Below are 21,858 nucleotides of genomic sequence, written 5' to 3'. Positions count from 1 at the left end.
TGGGCCACTCGGTCCTCCATGAAAGGTTGTGTGCCTCCGCCCATGGGCAAGCTCCCCGGTCCGCGACACCGCGCATCCGTTCCGCTCCTGTCCGACGATGGGACAGAGGTGACCCGATGACCGAAGTGCTCCTCCTTCTGGTGGCGATCCTGCTCTCGCTCGCCTGCGGCGCTTTCGTCGCGGCCGAGTTCTCCCTCACCACGGTCGAGCGGGGCGAGCTGGAACGGGCCGTCGAGCGCGGCGAGCGGGGCGCGGCGGGCGCACTCAAGGCCGTACGGAGTCTGACCTTCCAGCTCTCCGGCGCGCAGCTCGGCATCACGGTCACCAACCTGGTGGTCGGCATGCTGGCCGAGCCGTCGATCGCGGCGCTGATCGCGGGCCCGCTGGAGGACGTCGGCGTCTCCGGTTCGGTGGCCCGCTCCCTGGCGCTGGTGATCGGCACGGCCCTGTCGACGGTGTTCCTGATGGTGGTCGGCGAGCTGGTTCCGAAGAACTGGGCGATCTCCTCACCGCTGGCCGTGGCCAAGCGGGTGGGCAACGCGCAACGCTGGTTCAGCGCCGCCTTCCGTCCGTTCATCACCCATCTGAACAACACGGCCAACCGGATCGTGCGCCGCATCGGTGTGGAGCCGGCCGAGGAACTGGAGTCCGCGCGGGGACCCCAGGAACTGGCGGCGCTCGCCCGGCACTCCGCCAGGGAGGGCGCCCTGGAACCGGACACCGCCGAGCTGTTCGTCCGCACACTGAACCTCGCGGACCTCACCGCGGAGAACGTGATGACCCCGCGCGTCCAGGTGATCGCCCTGGAGGTACAGGCGACCTGCGAGGACGTGGCGACCGTGACCCGGGCGACCGGCCTGTCCCGCTTCCCCGTCTACCGCGAGACCCTGGACGCCGTCGTCGGCACCGCACACGTCAAGGACGTGCTGGCGCTGCCCGCGGAACGCCGCGCCCGGGTGCCCGTGTCGGAGCTGATGCGCGAACCGCTGCTGGTTCCCGGATCCCTCACCGTCGACCGGCTGCTGGAGCGGCTCTCCGGGCGGCGCACCATGGCCGTGGTGATCGACGAGTACGGCGGCACGGCGGGAGTGGCCACGTTGGAGGACATCGTCGAGGAGGTCGTCGGCGAGGTCCGTGACGAGCACGACCCGCACGAGACCCCCGACCTGGACCGGGCCGGCACCGACGAGGACGGCCGACCGCTGTTCTCGGCCGACGGCGCCGCGCGCGTGGACCAGCTCGCCCGGGTCGGCCTGCGCGCGCCGGAGGGGCCCTACGAGACCCTCGCCGGGCTGGTGGCCGCCTCGCTGGGCCGGATCCCGGACGTCGGCGACACCCTGGAGGTCGCGGGCTGGCGGCTGGACGTGGTGGACGCCTCCGGTCGCCGGGCGGCACGCGTCCTCCTGCACGCGCCCCCCGGTGACCGCCCCGCCGCGGAACGGCGGACGGCACGGACCACGGACGACAAGGGGGCGCGACGATGACCGTCGTACAGCTGCTCATCGGTCTCGCGACGCTGGTCGTCAACGCCTTCTTCGTGGGCGCCGAGTTCGCCCTGATCTCGGTCCGCCGCAGCCAGATCGAACCGCACGCCGACCGGGGCGACCGGCGCGCCAGGAGCGTGCTGTGGGGTCTTGAACACGTGTCGGCGCTGATGGCGGCCGCCCAGCTCGGCATCACGCTGTGCACGCTGGTCCTCGGTGTCGTCGCCGAGCCGGCGATCGCGCACCTGCTGGAACCGGTGTTCCACGCGGTGGGAGTCCCGGTGGGCGCGGGGCACGTCGTGTCCTTCGTGATCGCACTGGCGCTCGCGACGTATCTGCACATGCTGCTCGGCGAGATGGTGCCGAAGAACGTCGCGCTCGCCGAGCCGGTGCGCAGCGCGCTGGCCCTGGGGCCGCCCCTGGTGGCGCTGTCCCGTGCACTGCGTCCGGTGATCTTCACGGTCAACGCGTTCGCGAACACGCTGCTGAAACTGCTGCGGGTCGAGACCCGCGACGAGGTTGCCGCGTCCTTCTCGGACGCCGAACTGGCCCAGATCGTGAAGGACTCCGGTCAGGCCGGCCTCATCGACGACCGCGCGCAGGAGCGCCTGCACGACGCGCTGGAGCTGGGCCGGCGGCCGGTGCGGGACGTGGTGATGCCGTTGAAGCGCGTGGTCTACGCGCGGGTGGGCGTCACCCCGGAGGGTCTTGAGCAGCTGTCGGCGGAGTTCGGGTTCTCCCGCTTCCCGGTCGTGGACGAACAGCGGCGGATCGTCGGCTATCTGCACGTGAAGGACGCCCTGGACGCCTCACCGCGCGACATGCCGTTCCGGCTGGCGGACATGCGGCGCATCGCGCGTGTACGGGAGAGCACGCCGATGGACGACGTCCTCACCGCCATGCGCGGCAGCCGTACGCATCTGGCGGCCGTCCTGGGGGCCGACGGGCGGCTGGCGGGGCTGGTGACGATGGAGGATGTCCTGCAGGAGTTGTTCGGGCAGCGGACCTGAGCACGGGCAAGCCCGACCGACCGCTGGGTATGTGCCACGGGATACCATCTCTGTCGCCATGCAGACGAATCCCACCCACAGCAGCCTCGTCGCCCTGGGCGACTCCTTCACCGAGGGCATGTCGGACCTTCTCCCCGACGGTACGTACCGCGGCTGGGCCGACCTCCTCGCCGGCCGGATGGCGGCCATCGCTCCCGGGTTCCAGTACGCCAACCTCGCGGTGCGCGGCAAGCTGATCCGGCAGATCGTCGATGAGCAGGTCGAGGTCGCCGCGGCCATGCGGGCCGATGTCGTGACCCTGGTCGGCGGGCTCAACGACACCCTGCGGCCCAAGTGCGACATGGTGCAGGTGCGGGACCTGCTCACCGAGGCCGTCGAGCGGCTGGCCCCGAACTGCGGGCAACTGGTGCTGATGCGCAGCCCCGGCCGGCAGGGACCGGTCCTGGAGCGGTTCCGGCCGCGCATGGAGGCGTTGTTCTCCTGCATCGACGAGCTCGCCGACCGGCACGGCGCCCTGGTCGTCGACCTCTACGGGGCTCCCTCGCTCGGCGATCCCCGGCTGTGGGACGTGGACCGGCTGCATCTGACCGCGGACGGGCACCGCAGGGTCGCGGAGGCGGTGTGGCAGACACTGGGCTACGCGCCACAGGACCCCGAGTGGCATCTGCCCCCGGAGGCGGCGCTGCCGCCCCGCTGGGTGGCGCGGCGGGCCGCGGACGCCCGGTTCGCCCGGCAGCACCTGCTGCCGTGGATCGGCCGCCGGCTCACCGGCCGCTCCTCGGGCGACGGCCTGCCGCCGAAGCGGCCCGAGCTGCTGCCGTACGAGGGTCTGTAGCGGCGACTTGTGGTTTCCTCCAGGTCACCCCGCGGCACCGGCCTGCAGGAATCGCCAGTAGACTCCCTGTACGTGACTGCCGCGCCCGCCAAACCCCGTATCCCGAACGTCCTCGCCGGACGCTACGCCTCCGCCGAGCTCGCCACGCTCTGGTCGCCCGAGCAGAAGGTGAAGCTGGAGCGTCAGCTCTGGCTCGCCGTGCTGCGGGCCCAGAAGGACCTCGGGATCGAGGTGCCCGACACGGCGATCGCCGACTACGAGCGTGTCCTCGACCAGGTGGACCTGACTTCCATCGCCGAGCGCGAGAAGGTCACCCGCCATGACGTGAAGGCACGGATCGAGGAGTTCAACGACCTCGCCGGGCACGAGCACGTACACAAGGGGATGACCTCCCGCGACCTCACCGAGAACGTCGAGCAGCTGCAGATCCGTCTCTCCCTGGAGCTGATGCGCGACCGCACGGTGGCGGTGCTGGCGCGCCTGGGCAGGCTGGCCGGTGAGTACGGTGAACTGGTCATGGCCGGCCGTTCGCACAACGTGGCCGCACAGGCCACCACCCTCGGCAAGCGGTTCGCGACCGGCGCCGACGAGCTGCTCGTCGCGTACGGCCGGGTGGAGGAGCTGCTGGGCCGGTACCCGCTGCGCGGCATCAAGGGCCCGGTCGGAACGGCTCAGGACATGCTGGACCTGCTCGGCGGGGACGCGCAGAGGCTGGCTGAGCTGGAGCGGCGGATCGCCGCCCACCTGGGCTTCTCACAGGCGTTCACGAGCGTCGGCCAGGTCTACCCGCGCTCGTTGGACTACGAGGTCGTCACCGCGCTGGTGCAGGTGGCCGCCGCGCCCTCCTCCCTGGCGAAGACGATCCGGCTGATGGCCGGGCACGAACTGGTCACCGAGGGCTTCAAGCCGGGCCAGGTCGGCTCCTCCGCGATGCCGCACAAGATGAACACCCGCTCCTGCGAGCGCGTCAACGGTCTGATGGTGATCCTGCGCGGATACGCATCGATGACCGGCGAGCTGGCGGGCGACCAGTGGAACGAGGGCGACGTGTCCTGCTCGGTGGTGCGCCGGGTCGCGCTGCCGGACGCGTTCTTCGCCCTCGACGGCCTGCTGGAGACGTTCCTGACGGTACTCGACGAGTTCGGCGCCTTCCCCGCGGTTGTCGCACGGGAGCTGGACCGCTACCTGCCGTTCCTCGCCACCACCAAGGTGCTGATGGGCGCGGTGCGCGCGGGTGTCGGCCGTGAGGTCGCGCACGAGGCGATCAAGGAGAACGCCGTCGCCACCGCCCTCGCCATGCGTGAGCGGGGCGCGGAGCGCAACGATCTCCTGGACAAGCTCGCCGCCGACGAGCGGCTGCCGCTGGACCGGGCCGGGCTGGAGGCCCTGATGGCGGACAAGCTGTCCTTCACCGGTGCCGCGAGCGACCAGGTCTCCACGCTCGTCGGCCGTATCGACGAGATCGTGAAGCAGCGTCCCGAGGCCGCCGGCTACGCGCCGGGAGCCATCCTCTGACCCGCTTCACCCGTGAGGAGATGGAGGCCGCCCGCGACCGTCTCGTGCCGGACGTCGTCGCGGACGGCCTGCATGTGCTGTTCTGCGGCATCAACCCCGGTCTGATGACGGCCGCGACCGGCCACCACTTCGCCCGCCCGGGCAACCGCTTCTGGCCGGCGCTCCACCGCTCCGGTTTCACGCCCCGGCTGCTGCTGCCGTCGCAGCAGCGGGAGCTGCTGTCGTACCGGCTCGGCATCACCAATGTGGTGGCGCGGGCGACCGCGCGGGCCGACGAGCTGAGTGCCGCGGAGTTGCGGGAGGGCGGGCGGCTGCTCGACCTGAACGTGGCCCGGCTGCGTCCGCGATGGCTGGCCGTGCTGGGGGTCACCGCGTACCGGGCCGCGTTCGACGACCGGAAGGCGCAGGTGGGACCGCAGGCGCGGATCATCGGTGGGACACGTGTGTGGGTGCTGCCCAATCCGAGCGGTCTGAACGCTCATGAAACGCCGGCGACGCTGGCGGAAAAGTTCGGCCGGCTGCGGGAGGCCGCGGCGGAGCGGTGACGGCCGGTGGTCAGGGTGGCGCCGTCTGCGTGACCACCGCCAGCAGCCGGACCGCATCGGCCGGGTCCCGGTCGGCCACCGCCACGGCCACCCAGCGGCCGGTGCCCCGCACCTCCCACAGCCAGGCCAGGCCGGCGTGGGCGGCGAGCCAGGCCCACGGCTCGGGTATCTCCTCCCGTTCGGTGCGCAACAGGACCGTCCCCAGGTTCCAGGGGGCCACGTCGCCCCAGCGGGACGCCAGCACCTCGTACACGGCGTCGCGGTCCTTCTCGAACTGGTCCACCGTCGCCGCCCACCGCGCGGGATCGTCGCCCGGCCCGTCACCGGTCTCCAGCACGGCGACATGGTGGCCCGGTCCCCCGCAGCCGACGTCGGACGGGCCGTGCTCCGCCGGAAAGGGGCGGAAGCACAGCTCGTCGATGAGGGCGATGTGCCGGGCGATGTTCATGGATCCAGTAAACCCGCCGCCACTGACAGTTGGCGGGGCGTCAGCCGACCGCCGGTCAGGCGTCCCGGCGGCGCAGGCTCCACGCTCCGGCCAGGAGGGCGGCGGCGGTCCACCCGGCGGTCACGGCAAGTCCCTGCCAGGGACCCAGTGTTCCGTCGTGGGTCTCCTGGAGGACCACCTGGCCGGCTCGGTCGGGCAGGAAGTCGACGATGGTACCGGCCGCGTCGCCGATCACGAAGGACACCACGAGGATGAACGGGATCAGCACGGACAGGGTCGCCACTCCGCTGCGCAGCAGGGTAGCGAGGCCCGCGGCGAACAGGGCCATCAGCGTGAGGTAGACGCCGCAACCCACGACACCGCGGATCTGCTCGGCCGGGGTCAGCCCGCTCGCCGCCGGACCGAGCCCCGCCCGCGCGACGAGCAGCGCGGCCGCCGAGGTCAGCAGGCTGACGGCCAGCGTGGGCAGGGCGATCGCCGTGACCTTCGCGGCGAACCAGCGTCCGCGCCGCGGCACCGCGGCCAGCGAGAGCCGAAGGGCTCCGTTGTGGTACTCGGCCGCTACGGCCATGGCGCCGAACGAGATGGCCGCGATCTGCCCGGGGCCGACGCCGGACAGGGCCATGAACAGGGGGTCGAACTCCGGGTCCGACGTGCTGGAGACTCCGGCGAGCGCGGAGAACGCCGTGGTCACCGCGAACAGCGCGAGCAGGGCTCCCGGGAGCGAGCGGACCGTACGGATCTTCAACCACTCGGCGTGGAGCGCGGGTGCGAACGGCATGCTCAGGCCTCCTGGAACGGTGCGGCGAACTCGGTCTCGGCGGCGGTCAGGCCCAGATATGCCTGTTCCAGGGTGCCCTCGTCCGCCGCGAGTTCGAGGATCGGCACCCCCGCGGCGGAGGTGAGGCGTCCGATGTCGTCCACGCGCGCGTGCGGCACGGTCCAGTGCCCGTCCGGATGTTCCACGGCATCGTGCCCGTGCCGGGCGAGGACCCGCTTGAGGGCGGTGGGATCGGAGGTGCGTACGCGCACGGAAGGGCGCACCCGCGCGTCGATGAACTCCCGCATGGGCGTATCGGCCAGCAGACGGCCCCGGCCGAGGACGACGAGGTGGTCGGCGAAGGAGGCGGTCTCGTTCATGAGGTGGCTGGAGACCAGGACCGTGCGCCCCTCGTCCGCGAGCCGGCGAAGCAGGGTGCGGATCCACACGATGCCTTCGGGGTCGAGGCCGTTGGAGGGCTCGTCGAGCATGATCACCTCCGGGTCACCGAGCAGGGCGGCGGCGATGCCCAGCCGCTGGCGCATGCCCAGGGAGTACGTCCGCACCCGGCCGCGTGCGACCGGGCCCAGGCCGGTCTCCTCCAGCACCGCGTCGACTCGGCGGTCCGGAATCCGGTGACTCGCCGCCAGGACGCGCAGATGGTCACGGCCGGAGCGGGAGCCGTGGGCGGCGTGTGCGTCGAGCAGGGCGCCGACCCGGCACAGGGGTTCCCGAAGGGTGGCGTAGGAACGGCCGCCGATGGTGGCGGAGCCGGATGTGGGGTGGTCGAGGCCGAGCACCAGGCGCATGGTGGTGGACTTGCCGGCGCCGTTGGGGCCGAGGAAACCGGTGACACGGCCGGGGAGGACACGGAAGGTGAGGTGGTCGACGGCTCGCCGGGTGCCGTACTCCTTGGTGAGGTCCTGGACGTCGATGCTGGTCATGCCAGCAGCGTGACGGCTCGTACGGGGGCAGGGCCTCCCCCACCGGTGGAGATCCGCTCCCCCGCGCGGGGGAGGTCCGTTACCGGTGGCGGCTGGCACGATGACGGCATGGTCCGCTTGCTGCATCCGTTCGGCCGGACGGTGACGTACACACGGTTGCTGCATCTGTTCATCGCGATCGTGTGGCCGTCGCTGTGGCTGTTCCTCGAGGAGGCGTGGTGGACCTGGGCGGCGGCGGCCCTGGTGCTCGTGCCCGTCGGGCTGGTGCCCGCGATGCGCACCGTGGAGGGGTTGCAGGCCAGGCTGTTGCTGACCGGTCAGCGGCACGACAGCGAAAGCGCCGGCATCGTCGTGGCGCCGTCCGCCTCCTGGAGCGACCGGGGCAGGCTCGTCATGTGGCTCCAGGCACGGCTGCTGATCGGCTGCGCGAGCTCCATGTTCACCGTGCACCTGCTCCTCGCCACGGTGGACTCGGCGGCGGCTGCCTTCGGCGGGGACACGGCCTCCGGCGAGTTGCTCCTCCTCGAAGGCCACGCCTGGTGGCATGTCCTCCTGCTGCCCGTGGCGTTGGTGACCCTGGCTGCGACCGTGCTCGCCTCGGGCCGGCTGATCACGGTGCTGGCCCACCGCCTGCTCGGTCCCTCCCCCGCCGAGCGGCTGGCGGCAATGGAGGAACGCACCGAGCGGCTCCTGGAGCGCACGCGTATCGCCCGGGAGCTCCACGACTCCATCGGTCATGCCCTGACCGTGGCCGTCGTGCAGGCGGGCGCCGCCCGCGCGGCCGGCGATCCCTCCTTCACCGACCGGGCCCTGGAGGCCATCGAGGAGACCGGCCGGGCCGCGCTGGAGGACCTGGAGCGGGTCCTCGGCGTTCTGCGCGAGTCCGGCCGGCCGGCCGGCAGCCGGCCGGCCCTCACGGACGCGGACCGGTTGCTGGAGTCCGCGCGGACCTCCGGCGCCCAGGTCGACGTCGACATGACCGGGCCCCTGGATACCGTGCCCGGGCCCGTCTCCCGCGAGGGGTATCGCATCCTCCAGGAGGCCCTCACCAATGTGCTGCGGCACGCGGGGGCCGTCCCCGTGCGGATCCGTATCACGGTCGACGACCGCACGTTGGGCCTGGAGGTCCGCAATCCGTTCACCGGGGCGACAGCCGGGCCCGGCCGGGGCAGCGGTCTGCGCGGCATACGCGAGCGCGCGGCGTTGTTGGGTGGGCGGGCGCACACCGGTCCCGACCTGGGTGACTGGCAGGTGCGGGTGGAACTGCCGTTGCGCTGATCTACGCTGGCCGGATGCCGGTGACCGTACTGCTCGTCGACGACGAACCTCTCGTACGCGCGGGGCTGCGGGCCGTGTTGGAGGCGCAGCCGGACCTCGAGGTCGTCGGGGAGGCGGCCGACGGAGCGGCGGTGATCCCGCTGGTGCGGCGACTGCGGCCGGACGTGGTCGCCATGGACGTACGCATGCCGTTGATGGACGGTATCGAGGCCACGCGCGCGCTGCTGCGTTCGGTCGAGGCGCCGCCGAAAATCCTCGTGGTGACGACGTTCGAGAACGACGAGTACGTGTACGGGGCGCTGCGCGCGGGCGCCGACGGGTTCCTGCTGAAGCGGGCGCGGCCCGCGGAGATCGTGCACGCGGTGCGTCTGGTCGCCGAGGGCGAGTCGCTGCTGTTCCCCGCCTCGGTGCGCCGGCTCGCGGCCGAGTACGGGGACGACGGCGGCGGCAACCGCGCCGCGCGGGCGGTGCTGGAGCGGGCGCGGCTGACCGAGCGCGAGGAGGAGGTGCTGCGGCTGATGGCGCGGGGCCTGACCAACGCGGAGATCGCCGCGAAGCTGGTGGTGGGGACGGAGACCGTGAAGTCCCATGTGAGCTCCGTCCTGGCGAAACTCGGGGCGCGGGACCGGACCCAGGCCGTGATCGCGGCCTACGAGTCGGGCTTCGTGGCGCCGGGCTGAGCCGCGTCCCCGGAGCAGCCGTGCCCGGAGGTCGCCGGGGTCCGCCGTGCCGAGTACGATCCGCGCAACACCCGCACGAGCTGGGAGGACGGACGGTGGGTCGGCTGACCGGCGGGGACCCCTCGCTGCTGCGAAGGATCAACTCCGCGGTGGTGCTGCACGCGTTGCGGGCCACGGACTGCGCGACGCTGACCGAGGTCACCCGGGTCACGGGGTTGTCCCGGCCGACCGTCGAGGGTGTCGTGGAAGGGCTCATCGAGGCGGGGCTCGTCGTGGAGACGGCGGCCGAGGAGGGCACCGCGCGGCGGCAGGGACGGCCGGCACGGCGGTTCCGGTTCCGGGCGGAGGCCGGACATCTGCTGGGCCTGGAGATCGGCGTGCACCGGGTGGCCGTGCTGCTGGCCGATCTGGACGGCCGGGTGATCGGCGCACAGGCACGGGAGGTCGACGAGACGGTCGACGCGGACGAGCGGCTCGAACGGCTGCGCACCGCTGTCGCGGAGCTGCTGCGCCGGGCGGGTGTCCCACGCGGATCCCTGCGGGCCGTGGGTGTCGGCACCCCCGGAATCGTCGAGGCGGACGGCACGGTGCGGCTGGGCACGGCGCTGCCCGGATGGACGGGGCTGAGCCTCGGCGAGCGGCTGAGCCGGTCCTTCAAGTGCCCGGTGCTGGTGGAGAACGATGCCAACGCGGCTGTCGTCGCCGAGCACTGGAAGGGCGCCGCCAAGGGCACCGACGACGTGGTGTTCGTGCTGGCCGGACTGAGCCCGGGCGCCGGGTCGCTGATCGGTGGACGGCTGCACCGGGGGTACGGCGGGGCGGCCGGGGAGATCGGCGCACTGCATCTGCTGGGCCGGGAGGCGACCCCGGAAGCGCTCCTGTCCACCACGGACGAGCCACTGCACCCGCTCGACGAGCAGGCGGTCGCGAATGTCTTCGCCCAGGCCCGCCAGGGCGACAAGCGTGCGCTCGCGGCCATGGACCGCTTCATCCACCGGCTGGTCCACGATGTGGCGGCGCTGGTGCTGGCCCTCGACCCGGAACTGGTTGTCATCGGCGGCTGGGCGGCCGGCCTGGACGGCGTGCTGGAGCCGCTGCGCGCCGAACTGGCCCGCTACTGTCTGCGCCCGCCGAAGGTCTCCCTGTCCGTCCTGGGTGAGGCGGCGGTCGCCACGGGCGCGGTCCGCCTCGCCCTCGACCACGTGGAGGAGCAACTGTTCGCCGTGGAGGGCACCGTGACAGCCCGCCGCTGAGGCCGGTCCGGCGGATCGGGTCGGCACAAGGCGAGGCGGCGGCCTCGCCGAGCGGGTGAGCGGGAGCGGCCGGCCGAGCGGCGGAGAGGGTGCCGACGCGCCCCGCGCGAGCGGAGCGCCCAACCGCGCACGGCGCGCTCGCGGTCCGCGCCGCACCGTTCGGCGGGACCGTTCGGCGGGACAGGGAGGCCCGGCGGGCGTGCGGGGACGCACATGGCTCCCCAACCCGGGGCCCGTGCCCCGCACATCACCTGTCGCGTTCGCCGGGCGCTGCCGCCGCGGGTCGCCCTCCCGGCGCGTCACCGCCGGGACACGAAACCCGCGACCGGTCGCCCCGCGACCCGGGGCGACCAGGGTGACCGCGCTCCCCGCGCCGCGCGACAGGGCCGGGGCCGTGGTGGTCAGGAGGCCTGGCGCTCCGGGCCGTGATGGATCTCCACCCCGCCGAAGTCGCCGAACGTCAGCCGGCAGGTGTCCGCGCGGTACGTGGCCACGGAGAGTGCCGCGGTCCGTCCGCGCGCGATGAAGCGTGTGGTGACCACGAGAACGGGCGCGCCCGGCAGGCGGTCCAGCTCCCTCGCGTCGTCCGCCCGCGCGGATCCCAGCTCCACGGCGTTCTCCTGCCGCTCCAGCTCCAGACGCTGCAGCTCCCGCAGCACCGCACGCGCGCGGGTCGCGCCGGACGGCGCGTCGATGCCGGACAGCTCGGGCACCGAGTCCGCCGGGACGTACAGCAGTTCGGCGGCGACGGGCTGACCGTGGGAGACCCGGGAGCGCCGCACGATGTGCACGGGCTCGTCGCGGCCGGTCACCAGCGTCCCGGCGACGGCGGCGGGCGGCGCCTTCAGGGCGCAGTCGAGGGTCTGCCAGGCGTCGAGCGGTCCGCCCGGCCAGGCGTGCTGTGCCGTGCCGACGGAGACGCCCATGCGCGGCGGGGCGACCGTGGTGCCCACTCCGCGGCGGCGCTGCAGTCTGCCTTCCAGTTCGAGCTGCTCCAGGGCCTGCCGGAGCGTTGCGCGGGCGACCCCGAAGCGGGCGGCGAGGTCACGCTCGTTGGGCAGGATCTCGCCCACGGAGAACTCCGAGTCCAGCGCCTCGCTGAGCACGGTCTTGAGATGCCAGTACTTCGGTTCCGGCACCGTTTCCAGCTGCGTGGTCCCCACCCTGTCCTCCACGATCGCCGTGTCCGGCGGCGTTTTAGCGCCCTTGTTTATTAAAGGTTGTTTCACTTGTCAGCGACCATAAGGCGGCCCTCACCCTTGGTCAATACCAATCGGCACGACGACGAGGCCCTCGTCGCGACGGGGACCTCGTGGGCGAGGGCCGTTACGGGGCCGCGTGGAGCGGGCGGAGCTTGTCGGGATTGCGGATGATGTACACCGTCTGGACGCGCCCGCCGACGACGTCGAGCTGGAAGAGGGAGTCGGGTTTGCCTCCGGACAGGACGAGCACCGCGGGCCCCGCGTTGATCTCCAGGAAGCGGATGGTCACGTCCCGCATTCCCTTGCCGGCCACTCCGAGGAGGAAGCGCCCCACGTGGTCGGCGCTCTCCAGGACCCGCAGCGGGGCACGCGACTTGCCATCGCTGTCGCCGACGAGCCGCACGTCCGGCGCGAGCAGTTCCATCAGCCCCGTCAGATCGCCACCGGCCGCCGCGGCCAGGAAGCGCTCGGTGAGGTCGCGGCGCCGGGCATGGTCGACCTCGTAGCGCGGGCGCCGCTCCTCGATGTGCCTGCGGGCGCGTCCGGCGAGTTGGCGTACGGCCGGTTCGCCGCGGTCGAGCATGGCCGCGATCTCGGCGTACGGGTAGCCGAACGCCTCCCGCAAGACGAAGACCGCGCGTTCCAGCGGTGACAGGGACTCCATGACGATGAGGACGGCCAACGAGACCGAGTCGGCGAGCACGGCCCGCTCGGCGGTGTCCGGCACGGTGCCGCCGAAGTCGGTGACGTACGGTTCGGGCAGCCACGGGCCGACGTAGGTCTCACCGCGTGCCTTGATCCGGCGCAGCCGGTCGATCGCGAGGCGGGTGGTGACGCGCACCAGGTACCCGCGTGGCTCGCGCACCGCGGACCGGTCGCCGCCCGACCAGCGCAGCCACGCGTCCTGGACCACGTCCTCCGCGTCGGCCACCCGGCCCAGCATGCGGTAGGCGACTCCCAGGAGAACGGGACGGTGCTGTTCGAAGACGTCGGTCACGCTGTCGGCGGTCACCGCACCATCCCAGCCGACGCGCGGGGCCGTGTCCAGGCGGCACCGGTGTGCCGGTGTGCCGTGCGGGCGCCACTCCGGCACCGGGGACTACCCGTCGGTAGCAATTGCTGACAAGCTGTCTACGGCGTCAGGCGGCGTCCGTTTCCGCGAGTCCCAGACGAGGAGCACCCTCATGTCCGCGACCGTCTCCTTCGAGGTCACCTCTCCCCTCGGCCCGGGGACCGTGACCCTGTCCTACGCGCGCGTGGGCCGCGGTGAACCGCTGCTCCTGCTGCACGGCATCGGTCACCACCGCCAGGCCTGGGACCCGGTGGTGGACATCCTCGCGACCGAACGCGAGGTCATCGCCGTGGATCTGCCCGGATTCGGCGCCTCTCCGTCGCTGCCCGACGGCCTCGTCCACGACCTGCCCACCCTGACCGCCGCCCTCGCCGCCCTGTGCGAGGCGCTGGAACTGGACCGGCCGCATGTCGCCGGCAACTCGCTCGGCGGTCTGCTGGCCCTGGGACTCGGCCGCGAGCGGCTCGTACGGTCCGTCACCGCCCTGTCCCCGGCGGGCTTCTGGACGCAGGCGGAGCGGCGGTACGCCTTCGCCGTGCTGCTCGGCATGCGCCGGGTCGCGGAGCGTATGCCGCTGCCCCTGGTCGAGCGCCTCGCCCGCTCGGCACCCGGCCGGGCGGTCCTGACCAGCACCATCTACGCCCGTCCCGGGCGCCGTTCTCCCCAGGCCGTGGTCGACGAGACGCTCGCGCTCGCCGGGGCGACCGGCTTCGCCGAGACCCTCCGCGCGGGCACCACCGTACGGTTCACCGACGACGTGCCCGGGATCCCCGTGACCGTCGCCTGGGGTGCCCGGGACCGGCTGCTCCTCCCCCGGCAGGGTGTCCGCGCGAAGCGGATCATCCCCCGGGCGCGGCTGGTCCGGCTGCCGGGCTGCGGCCACGTCCCCATGAACGACGATCCGGCGCTGGTCTCCCGCGTCATCCTCGACGGCAGCCGCTGAACGGTACGCGCGGCGGGCGGGGCGGTCGAGCCGCCACTGCCCGCAGGATGCCCCCTCCCGCATCCTCGCGGTCAACTGTTCACTGGGGGTTGGTGTGCGAGCCGCACCGCCCGCGTAGGTGTGGCAGCGCACACTGGCCGGATCCAGTCCCGGGAGGCGTATCCATGTCACACCGTCCGTTCCCAGGCCGTCGCGCCGTACTGCGCGGCTCGCTCGCGGCCTCGGCGGCCCTGACGCTGCCCGCCGCGCTCGGCACGGCGCCCGCCTTCGCCCGCTCCGGACGCCCGGGGGCCGGCTGGGGGGTGCAGGCGGGCGATGTGACCCGTGACTCCGGGCTGGTGTGGGTGCGGTCCGACCGTCCGGCCCGCATGATCGTCGAGACCTCGGCGACCGAGTCGTTCCGGCACCCGCGCAGATGGCGTGGCCCGCTGCTCGGCCCGGACACCGACTTCACCGGAACCACGCGGCTGCGCGGGCTGCCCGCGGGCGAGCAGATCCACTACCGGGTGCTGCTCACCGACCCCGACGACCCGCGCCGCGGCGGTGAACCGGTGACCGGCACCTTCCGCACGGTGCCGGACCGGCGGCGCGACGGAGTGCGGTTCCTGTGGTCGGGCGATCTGGCCGGACAGGGCTGGGGCATCAACCCCGACGTCGGCGGCTACCGCATCTTCGACGCGATGGCCCGGCTCGACCCCGACTTCTTCCTGTTCAGCGGGGACACCGTCTACGCCGACGGGCCCCTTGCGGCGACCGCCGCCCTCCCGGACGGCGGCGTCTGGCGGAACGTGACCACCGAGGAGAAGTCCAAGGTGGCCGAGACCCTCGCGGAGTTCCGGGGGAACTTCCGCTACAACCTGCTCGACGAGAACCTTCGCCGGTTCAACGCCCGGGTGCCGTCGATCGTGCAGTGGGACGACCACGAGGTGCGCAACAACTGGTATCCGGGCCAGCGGATCGCGGACACGGACACCCGCTACACGGAGAAGAGCGTCGATGTGCTGGCGGCCCGGGCGCGGCGCGCGTTCAGTGAGTACTTCCCGATGTCGACGCTGCGGCCTGGCGCCCGGGAGGGCCGCGTGTACCGGGTACTGCGGCAGGGGCCGCTGCTGGATGTGTTCGTGCTGGACATGCGGACGTACCGGGGCGCCAACTCCGCCGGTGACCAGACCGTGGACCCGCGGGGCATCCTCGGGCGGGAGCAACTGGAGTGGCTCAAGCGGGAGCTGGCACGGTCGCGGGCGGTGTGGAAGGTGATCGCGGCCGACATGCCGATCGGTCTGGTGGTACCGGACACGACCGAGGGGCGGCGGAACGTCGAGGCGGTGGCGCAGGGCGACCCGGGGGTACCGCTGGGCCGGGAGCTGCAGATCGCGGAACTGCTGCGGTTCGTCAAGCACCGGCGGATCACCGGCACGGTGTGGCTGACGGCGGATGTGCACCACACCTCGGCACAGCACTACCGGCCCGCGCGGGCCGCCTTCGGTGACTTCGAGCCGTTCTGGGAGTTCGTCTCCGGCCCGCTGAACGCCGGCGCCTTCCCGGCCACCGCACTTGACGACACGTTCGGCCCGGAACGGGTGTGGGTGAAGGCGCCGAGCGCCTCCAACGTCTCACCCGCCGACGGTTACCAGTTCTTCGGCGAGGTCGACATCGACGGCGGCAGCGGCGAGTTGACGGTGCGGATGCGGGAGCAGGACGGCACCGTGCTGTTCACGAAGACGCTGCAGCCGGGCCTGGTCGGGCAGTAACGCCGAAAAACAGACAGAAGCGCGCCTTTACCCATCAGTCACAGCACGTTCGTGATCACGAAACACGAATCCTTCACAGTGGCTGCATGAGTCGAGACATGTCTGACGTGACGAACACTCCGCACGGCGGCCCCGCGCACGGCCGCCGCAACCCTGCCGGACCCGCCGCGCGGTGCACGGCGGCGTTCCACGCATGGTGGGTACGCCGCCACGGCCACGCACCGCCGGCGCACGATACCGGCGATGCCCCACCGCCCTCCGCCGCGGCCGGGGAGAGCGTGCTGTGGCGGATGCGGACGACGGTGAAGGACGAACCCGGCGCGCTGGCCGCGCTGTGCACGGCGCTGGCCGAGCGCCGGGTCGACATCCTGAGCCTGCAGGCGCACCCGCTGGGCGAGAACACCGTCGACGAGTTCCTGCTGCGGGCGCCGGAAGGCACGGACCTGACCGCCGCCGTGTCACTCGCCGGGGGAAGGGACACCTGGACCGAGCGGGCCGACGCCCACGACCTGGTGGACGCCCCGACCAGGGTCCTCGGTCTCGCCGCCCGCACCGTCACGGATGCCGCCGAACTGCCGCTGGCGCTACGTCAGTTGCTGGGACGGTGCACAATCCGCTCCCGGCCCGCCGCACCGGCCTCCGGCCGGTCGGCGGCGACGGCCGTACCGGCGGAGGGCTCCCTGGCGGACACCGTGATCCGGCTGCGCGACCCGGAGGGCGGGGTGCTCACCGTGGAGCGGCCCCATCTGCCGTTCACTCCCACCGAGTTCGCCCGTGCCCGGGCGCTGGTGGAGCTGGACGCCCGGCTCGGCCCGCGGATCCCGCGCGGCCGAGACGTGCTCACGCTGCCGGAGGGCAGTGACATCTCCGTGCGCCGGGCGGACACCGGCGACCTGGCCGCCGCACGGGCGATGCACGAGCGGTGCTCCCCCGAGACCCTGCGCAGGCGCTACCACGGGCCGGTCGGTGACGCGGACCGGTATCTGAACCATCTGCTCAGCCCGCGCTTCGGACGGACGCTCGCCGCGCAGACCGCCTCGGGCCGGATCGTCGCCCTCGGTCATCTGCTGTGGGACGGCGACGAGACCGAGGTCGCGCTGGTCGTGGAGGACGCGTGGCAGCGCCGGGGCATCGGCGCCGAACTGCTCACGCGGCTGGTGTCGATGGCGGCCGAGGCGGGCTGCGCCCAGGTGTACGCCGTCACGCAGGCGTCCAACACCGGCATGGTCGCCGCGATGCGCGGCCTGGCCCTGCCGCTCGACTACCAGATCGAGGAAGGCACCCTCGTGATCACGGCCCGCCTGGACACCGTACCGGCGCACGATGCCCGGACGTCCGGCGAGCGGATCGGTCGGTCCTAGGGGCCGTCGATCCTGCCGGGGTCGCGGGCCACCGCTCCGGGCTCCGGGCTCCGGGCTCCAGGCTCCAGGCTCCAGGCTCCAGGCTCCAGGCTCCAGGCTCCAGGCTCCAGGCTCCAGGCTCCAGGCTCCAGTGTGCGGGAACGGGGAACGGGGAACGGCCCGGCGGAATGCGCCGGGCCGTTCCCCGTGGGCATGTGCCTCAGCCCTGAGCCAACGCCTCCGGACGGGCGGACGTCCCGGTCCGCTCGCCCAGGGCCGCGTCCAGGTCGGCCCAGAGGTCCTCGACGTCCTCCAGGCCGACCGAGAGCCGCAGCAGCCGGTCGCTGACCCCGGCGCCCTTGCGGTCGTCGGCGTCGACGATGCGGTGGCTGATGGAGGCCGGGTGCTGGATGAGGGAGTCCACACTGCCGAGGCTCACCGCCGGGGTGATCAGCCGGACTCCGGCGATCACCGCGTGCGGGTCGCCGTTCACCTCGAAGGAGACCATCGCCCCGCCGATACCCGGGTAGTGCACCCGGGCGACGCGCGGGTCGGCGGCCAGCCGGACGGCCAGTTCCGCGGCGTTCGCGGACGCGGCCCGCACCCGTACCGGCAGGGTCGACAGGCCCCGCAGCAGCAGATATCCGGCCAGCGGATGCAGCACGCCGCCGGTGGCGAACCGCACCTGGCGCAGCTGCCCGGCGAACTCCTCGTCACAGGCCACCACGCCCGCCAGTACGTCCCCGTGGCCACCGAGGTACTTGGTCGCGCTGTGCAGCACCAGCCGGGCCCCGTGCTCGGCCGGGCGCTGGAGAACCGGCGTGGCGAAGGTGTTGTCGACGAGCAGCGGCACGGAGCCGCAGGCGTGGGCGACAGCCCTCAGATCGATCTCGGCGAGTGTGGGGTTGGCCGGGGACTCCACCAGCACCAGACCGGTGTCCGGGCGCAGCGCGTCGGCGACGCCGGCCGGGTCGGTCCAGGTCACCTCGGAGCCGAGCAGTCCGGCGGTCAGCAGATGGTCGCTGCACCCGTACAGGGGTCGTACGGCGACGACGTGCCGCAGCCCCATCGAGCCGCGGACCAGCAGGGCGGCACTGAGCGCGGCCATGCCACTGGCGAACGCGACCGCCGACTCGGTGCCCTCCAGCCGGGCCAGCGCGGTCTCGAAGCGGGCCACGGTCGGGTTGCCGAGCCGCCCGTAGACGGGCGGGCCGTCGGGTTCGGCGCCGGTGGTGGCGAACGCGTCGATCCGGGCGGCCTCGGCGCGGCTGTCGTACGAGGGGTAGGTGGTGGACAGGTCGATCGGCGGGGCGTGCAGTCCGAGTCCGGCGAGGTCGTCCCGGCCGGCGTGCACGGCCTCGGTGGCGAGTGCTCGGGTGGTGCGTCGCGTGTCCATGCCCAGGTCCATACAGGCAGGGTGAACACCGGCCGGGATTTTGCCACCGTTCGCCGTGCTACGTTCGGCCAATGGCTGAATCCGTCGTACTGGATCCGGTGGACCTTCACCTGCTGCGGCTGTTGCAGAACGACGCCCGGGCGACGTACCGGGACCTCGCCGCGCAGGTCGGGGTCGCGCCGTCGACCTGCCTGGACCGGGTGACCCGTCTGCGCCGCTCCGGCGTGATCCTGGGGCACCGGCTGAAGCTGGACCCGGCCAAGCTGGGCCGAGGGTTGCAGGCGCTGCTGTCGGTGCAGGTCAGACCCCACCGGCGGGAACTGGTGGGACCGTTCGTGGAGCGGATCCGGGCGCTGCCGGAGTCGCTGACCGTGTTCCATCTGACCGGTCCCGACGACTACCTGGTGCATGTGGCGGTCGCGGACATGGCGGATCTGCAGCGGCTGGTGCTCGACGGGTTCACGTCCCGCCGCGAGGTGGCGCGGGTGGAGACGCGGCTGATCTTCCAGCAGTGGGATTGCGGGCCGCTGCTGCCGTCTTCGCCCTCGGCTCAATCCGGATGACGTACGAAGGGCCGCGTACCAGGATGGTCCGCATGTCACAGACCAACAGCGCCCTTCCCCGTCAGGTCGCCGACGCCTATGTCGACGAGCTCATCGCCCTCGACCCGATCACCGGAACGTACCTGGGGGTGAGGGAGAGTTCCTCCCGGCTGCCGGATCTCTCACCCGCCGGCCAGGAGGCGGTCGCCGAGCTCCTGCGGGCCACGCTCAAGCGTCTCGGCGAGGCCGAGCGGCGGCCCGGCGCGGACAGCGGCATCGAACGCCGCTGCGCCCGTCTGCTGCGCGAGCGGCTGACGGCCGAACTGGCGGTGCACGAGGCCGATGAGGGTCTGCGGGCGGTCGGCAACCTGGGCACGGTCGCGCACTCGGTGCGCGAGGTGTTCACCGTGACGCCGGCGGAGACGGAGGAGGACTGGGCGGCGCTCGCCGAGCGGCTGCGCGCGGTCCCGGCCGCGCTGGAGGGCTACCGGGAGTCCCTGGCGCTCGGCCTGGAGCGGAAGCTCTACGCGGCTCCGCGCCCGACGGAGACGTTCGTCGGGCAGCTCACCGAGTGGGCGGACACGGGCGGGGGCCGCGGCTGGTTCGAGGACTTCGCGGCCGCGGGACCGCAGGCGCTGCGCGCGGAGCTGGACGAGGGCGCCCGCGCGGCGACCGCGGCCGTCGTGGAGCTGCGGGACTGGATGCGCGACGTGTACGCGCCGGCCATCGAGGGCGCACCGAACACCGTGGGCCGGGAACGCTACGCCCGCTGGGCCCGCTACTACAACGGCACCGACCTGGATCTGGACGAGGCGTACGCCTACGGCTGGTCGGAGTACCACCGGCTGCTCGGCGAGATGAGGAAGGAGGCCGAGAAGATCCTTCCCGGCGCCGCGACGCCCTGGGTGGCACTGGCGCACCTGGACGAACACGGCCGGCACATCGAGGGCGTCGACGAGGTCCGCGCGTGGCTGCAGGGCGTGATGGACCGGGCGATCGAAGCGCTGGACGGGACGCACTTCGACCTCGCCGAGCGGGTACGGAAGGTGGAGTCACGGATCGCCCCGGCGGGCAGCGCGGCGGCGCCGTACTACACGCCCCCGTCGGAGGACTTCTCCCGGCCGGGCTGCACCTGGCTGCCCACGATGGGCCTGACCCGCTTTCCCGTCTACGACCTTGTCTCGACCTGGTACCACGAGGGCGTTCCCGGCCATCACCTCCAGCTCGCGCAGTGGGTGCACGTGTCGGAGAACCTCTCCCGCTACCAGGCCTCGGTGGGCGGGGTCAGCGCCAACGCCGAGGGCTGGGCCCTGTACGCGGAGCGGCTGATGGACGAACTGGGCCTTCTCGCGGACGCGGAGGAGCGGCTGGGCTACCTGGACGCGCAGATGATGCGGGCCGCCCGGGTCATCGTCGACATCGGCATGCACCTGGAACTGGAGATCCCGGCGGATTCGCCGTTCCGCCCGGGTGAGCGGTGGACACCGGAGCTGGCCGAGGAGTTCTTCGGAGCGCACAGCAGCCGCCCGGCGGACTTCGTGGAGAGCGAGCTGACCCGCTATCTGACGATCCCGGGCCAGGCGATCGGCTACAAGCTCGGCGAGCGGGCGTGGCTGCTGGGCCGGGAGAACGCCCGCGAGCGGCACGGCGACGCCTTCGACCTCAAGGCCTGGCACATGACGGCCCTCTCCCAGGGGTCGCTGGGCCTGGACGATCTGGTGGACGAACTGTCGGCGCTGTGAGCCGGACCGGCGCCGTCAGCGCCGGAAGCCGCCCTCCGAGTCGATGACCTGACCGGTGATCCAGTCCGCCTCGTCCGTGGCCAGCCACGCGATGAGGCGGGCAGGGTCGTCGGGCATGCCCCAGCGTCCGGCCGGGAAGAGCGTGGCGATGGCGTCGTAGACGTCGCCGCTGAGGTAATCCGTGTCCACCGGGCCGGGATTCACGGTGTTCACGGTGACCGCGTGCCCGGCCAGAGCAGTCGCCAGAGAGCGCGTGACGGAGGCGAGCGCCCCCTTCTGCAGGGCGTAGGCGATCTCTCCCGGCATACCGCCGGCCATGTCCTGACCGGACGTCATCATGATCACGCGGCCGCCGGGCGAGCGTGGCGGCAGAGCGGCACGGTGCCGGGCGTGGGCCTGGACGAGCAGCAGCACCGAGCGGGCGTCGACGGCCCAGTGTGCGTCGAGCATGGCGGCGTCGATCGTGTCGAGGTCTCCGTCGGAGCCGCTGAGCGCGTGGTTGGCGACGAGGATGTCGAGCCGTCCGCCGAGTGCCCCGGCCGCGCGGGCGTGCAGTTCGGCCGGCACGTCGGGGTCACTGAGGTCACCGGGTCCGGCGAGTACCCGCGCGCCCGGGTCGCCGAGGACCGCGTGCACGGAGGCGGTGACATCCTCCGTGCGGTCGGCGCCCCAGGGCATGGCGTCGTCGTGCGGCACGTGATGGTGGAGGTAGACACTGGCTCCGTAGGCGGCGAGCCGCCGCGCGACGGCGTGTCCGATGCCACCGCGTCTGCTGGCCCCGGTGACCAGCGCGGTCCGGCCGCGCAGGGGCAGGGGGTCGCGACGGAGTGCTTCGGGGGCGGGGTGCGGAAGCCTGGGCATGATCGCCCATGATGCGGTGCGCGCGGGTCCCGCGCACCCGGATTTCCCGGTCCGCCCTGCCCGCGGGCCGCGCGTCAGGACGCGGGCCGCCCCCGCCCGTCCGGGCCGCGCCGTGGCTCGGCCGCCCCCGCCCGCGGGACGGAGGGAGTGCGCCGGACGTGCACCGTGGGAGACCCAGGACCAGGCCGGGCGCCCCGCGGGAGACCCAGGGCCACACCGGACACCACGCGGGTGACGGCCCGGCACGGCTGCCGCGG

At 72.9% G+C, this 21,858-nt stretch carries 20 protein-coding genes; 13 read left to right on the top strand and 7 right to left on the bottom strand.

The window, feature by feature from the left end; genetic code table 11:
* Positions 1 to 116 precede the first annotated feature (116 nt).
* From ACZ5C2_RS33495 to mug, 5 genes are all read left to right on the top strand, one after another.
* Positions 117 to 1,484 carry a hemolysin family protein gene (locus ACZ5C2_RS33495; protein WP_468799750.1) on the top strand — a complete coding sequence of 456 codons (1,368 nt, stop codon included), beginning with the start codon at positions 117 to 119 and terminating at the stop codon, positions 1,482 to 1,484.
* Complete coding sequence (locus ACZ5C2_RS33490; RefSeq protein WP_468799748.1) at positions 1,481 to 2,494, top strand: hemolysin family protein; 1,014 nt, start codon at positions 1,481 to 1,483, stop codon at positions 2,492 to 2,494. Before ACZ5C2_RS33495 ends, ACZ5C2_RS33490 begins: the two co-directional genes overlap by 4 nt.
* A 58-nt stretch (positions 2,495 to 2,552) precedes the next feature.
* The gene (locus ACZ5C2_RS33485; protein WP_468799746.1) at positions 2,553 to 3,329 is read left to right on the top strand and encodes an SGNH/GDSL hydrolase family protein; all 777 of its coding nucleotides are present in this window, start codon (positions 2,553 to 2,555) and stop codon (positions 3,327 to 3,329) included.
* Positions 3,330 to 3,401: 72 nt separating this feature from the next.
* Positions 3,402 to 4,844, top strand: coding sequence for an adenylosuccinate lyase (purB, locus tag ACZ5C2_RS33480; RefSeq protein ID WP_468799744.1), 1,443 nt, complete (start codon positions 3,402 to 3,404; stop codon positions 4,842 to 4,844).
* A 20-nt stretch (positions 4,845 to 4,864) separates the two neighbouring features.
* Positions 4,865 to 5,389 (top strand): G/U mismatch-specific DNA glycosylase, encoded by a 525-nt coding sequence (gene mug, locus ACZ5C2_RS33475; protein WP_468799742.1) that lies wholly within the window; start codon positions 4,865 to 4,867, stop codon positions 5,387 to 5,389.
* A 10-nt stretch (positions 5,390 to 5,399) separates the two neighbouring features.
* Here the strand turns inward: mug and ACZ5C2_RS33470 are convergent, their stop codons facing one another.
* The 3 genes from ACZ5C2_RS33470 to ACZ5C2_RS33460 are packed head-to-tail and all read right to left on the bottom strand — an operon-like array spanning position 5,400 to position 7,541.
* On the bottom strand, positions 5,400 to 5,837 hold the full coding sequence (locus ACZ5C2_RS33470) for a hypothetical protein (RefSeq protein ID WP_468799740.1): 438 nt from the start codon (positions 5,835 to 5,837) through the stop codon (positions 5,400 to 5,402).
* Between the two features lie 55 nt (positions 5,838 to 5,892).
* Positions 5,893 to 6,618, bottom strand: coding sequence for an ABC transporter permease (locus ACZ5C2_RS33465; protein WP_468799738.1), 726 nt, complete (start codon positions 6,616 to 6,618; stop codon positions 5,893 to 5,895).
* Positions 6,619 to 6,620: 2 nt separating this feature from the next.
* Complete coding sequence (locus ACZ5C2_RS33460) at positions 6,621 to 7,541, bottom strand: ATP-binding cassette domain-containing protein (protein ID WP_468799736.1); 921 nt, start codon at positions 7,539 to 7,541, stop codon at positions 6,621 to 6,623.
* Between the two features lie 108 nt (positions 7,542 to 7,649).
* On the opposite strand from ACZ5C2_RS33460, the gene ACZ5C2_RS33455 reads away from it, so the two are divergent.
* The 3 genes from ACZ5C2_RS33455 to ACZ5C2_RS33445 all read left to right on the top strand — a co-directional run bounded on the left by ACZ5C2_RS33455 (position 7,650) and on the right by ACZ5C2_RS33445 (position 10,752).
* Complete coding sequence (locus ACZ5C2_RS33455; protein ID WP_468799734.1) at positions 7,650 to 8,819, top strand: sensor histidine kinase; 1,170 nt, start codon at positions 7,650 to 7,652, stop codon at positions 8,817 to 8,819.
* Between the two features lie 14 nt (positions 8,820 to 8,833).
* Positions 8,834 to 9,499, top strand: a complete 666-nt coding sequence (locus ACZ5C2_RS33450) for a response regulator transcription factor (protein ID WP_468799732.1) — start codon at positions 8,834 to 8,836, stop codon at positions 9,497 to 9,499.
* Between the two features lie 95 nt (positions 9,500 to 9,594).
* On the top strand, positions 9,595 to 10,752 hold the full coding sequence (locus ACZ5C2_RS33445; RefSeq protein ID WP_468799730.1) for an ROK family transcriptional regulator: 1,158 nt from the start codon (positions 9,595 to 9,597) through the stop codon (positions 10,750 to 10,752).
* A 401-nt stretch (positions 10,753 to 11,153) separates the two neighbouring features.
* Here the strand turns inward: ACZ5C2_RS33445 and ACZ5C2_RS33440 are convergent, their stop codons facing one another.
* Together ACZ5C2_RS33440 and ACZ5C2_RS33435 are read right to left on the bottom strand one after the other, a co-directional pair.
* Positions 11,154 to 11,915: a GntR family transcriptional regulator gene (locus tag ACZ5C2_RS33440; protein ID WP_468799728.1), complete on the bottom strand. Its 762-nt coding sequence runs from the start codon at positions 11,913 to 11,915 to the stop codon at positions 11,154 to 11,156.
* Between the two features lie 163 nt (positions 11,916 to 12,078).
* Positions 12,079 to 12,966 (bottom strand): RNA polymerase sigma-70 factor, encoded by an 888-nt coding sequence (locus ACZ5C2_RS33435; RefSeq protein WP_468799726.1) that lies wholly within the window; start codon positions 12,964 to 12,966, stop codon positions 12,079 to 12,081.
* A gap of 172 nt (positions 12,967 to 13,138) precedes the next feature.
* Here ACZ5C2_RS33435 and ACZ5C2_RS33430 point away from each other — a divergent pair, with 172 nt between their 5' ends.
* From ACZ5C2_RS33430 to ACZ5C2_RS33420, 3 genes are all read left to right on the top strand, one after another.
* On the top strand, positions 13,139 to 13,969 hold the full coding sequence (locus tag ACZ5C2_RS33430) for an alpha/beta fold hydrolase (protein ID WP_468799724.1): 831 nt from the start codon (positions 13,139 to 13,141) through the stop codon (positions 13,967 to 13,969).
* Positions 13,970 to 14,133: 164 nt separating this feature from the next.
* On the top strand, positions 14,134 to 15,720 hold the full coding sequence (locus ACZ5C2_RS33425; protein WP_468799722.1) for an alkaline phosphatase D family protein: 1,587 nt from the start codon (positions 14,134 to 14,136) through the stop codon (positions 15,718 to 15,720).
* 98 nt (positions 15,721 to 15,818) lie between these two features.
* Positions 15,819 to 17,081 (top strand): GNAT family N-acetyltransferase, encoded by a 1,263-nt coding sequence (locus ACZ5C2_RS33420; RefSeq protein WP_468799720.1) that lies wholly within the window; start codon positions 15,819 to 15,821, stop codon positions 17,079 to 17,081.
* A gap of 199 nt (positions 17,082 to 17,280) precedes the next feature.
* Here ACZ5C2_RS33420 and ACZ5C2_RS33415 read toward each other — a convergent pair whose 3' ends face one another.
* Positions 17,281 to 18,456, bottom strand: coding sequence for a trans-sulfuration enzyme family protein (locus tag ACZ5C2_RS33415; RefSeq protein ID WP_468799718.1), 1,176 nt, complete (start codon positions 18,454 to 18,456; stop codon positions 17,281 to 17,283).
* A 71-nt stretch (positions 18,457 to 18,527) separates the two neighbouring features.
* Here ACZ5C2_RS33415 and ACZ5C2_RS33410 point away from each other — a divergent pair, with 71 nt between their 5' ends.
* Positions 18,528 to 19,019 carry an Lrp/AsnC family transcriptional regulator gene (locus tag ACZ5C2_RS33410; protein ID WP_468799716.1) on the top strand — a complete coding sequence of 164 codons (492 nt, stop codon included), beginning with the start codon at positions 18,528 to 18,530 and terminating at the stop codon, positions 19,017 to 19,019.
* 32 nt (positions 19,020 to 19,051) lie between these two features.
* Complete coding sequence (locus ACZ5C2_RS33405) at positions 19,052 to 20,740, top strand: DUF885 domain-containing protein (protein WP_468799714.1); 1,689 nt, start codon at positions 19,052 to 19,054, stop codon at positions 20,738 to 20,740.
* A 15-nt stretch (positions 20,741 to 20,755) separates the two neighbouring features.
* On the opposite strand, the gene ACZ5C2_RS33400 is transcribed toward ACZ5C2_RS33405, so the two are convergent.
* Positions 20,756 to 21,601, bottom strand: coding sequence for an SDR family oxidoreductase (locus tag ACZ5C2_RS33400; protein WP_468799712.1), 846 nt, complete (start codon positions 21,599 to 21,601; stop codon positions 20,756 to 20,758).
* Positions 21,602 to 21,858 lie beyond the last annotated feature (257 nt).

The sequence above is a fragment of the Streptomyces sp. NPDC031365 genome (genome assembly GCF_055569765.1).
Note: the sequence above shows the minus strand (reverse complement) of the source record. Positions and strands in the feature narration are given on the sequence as shown.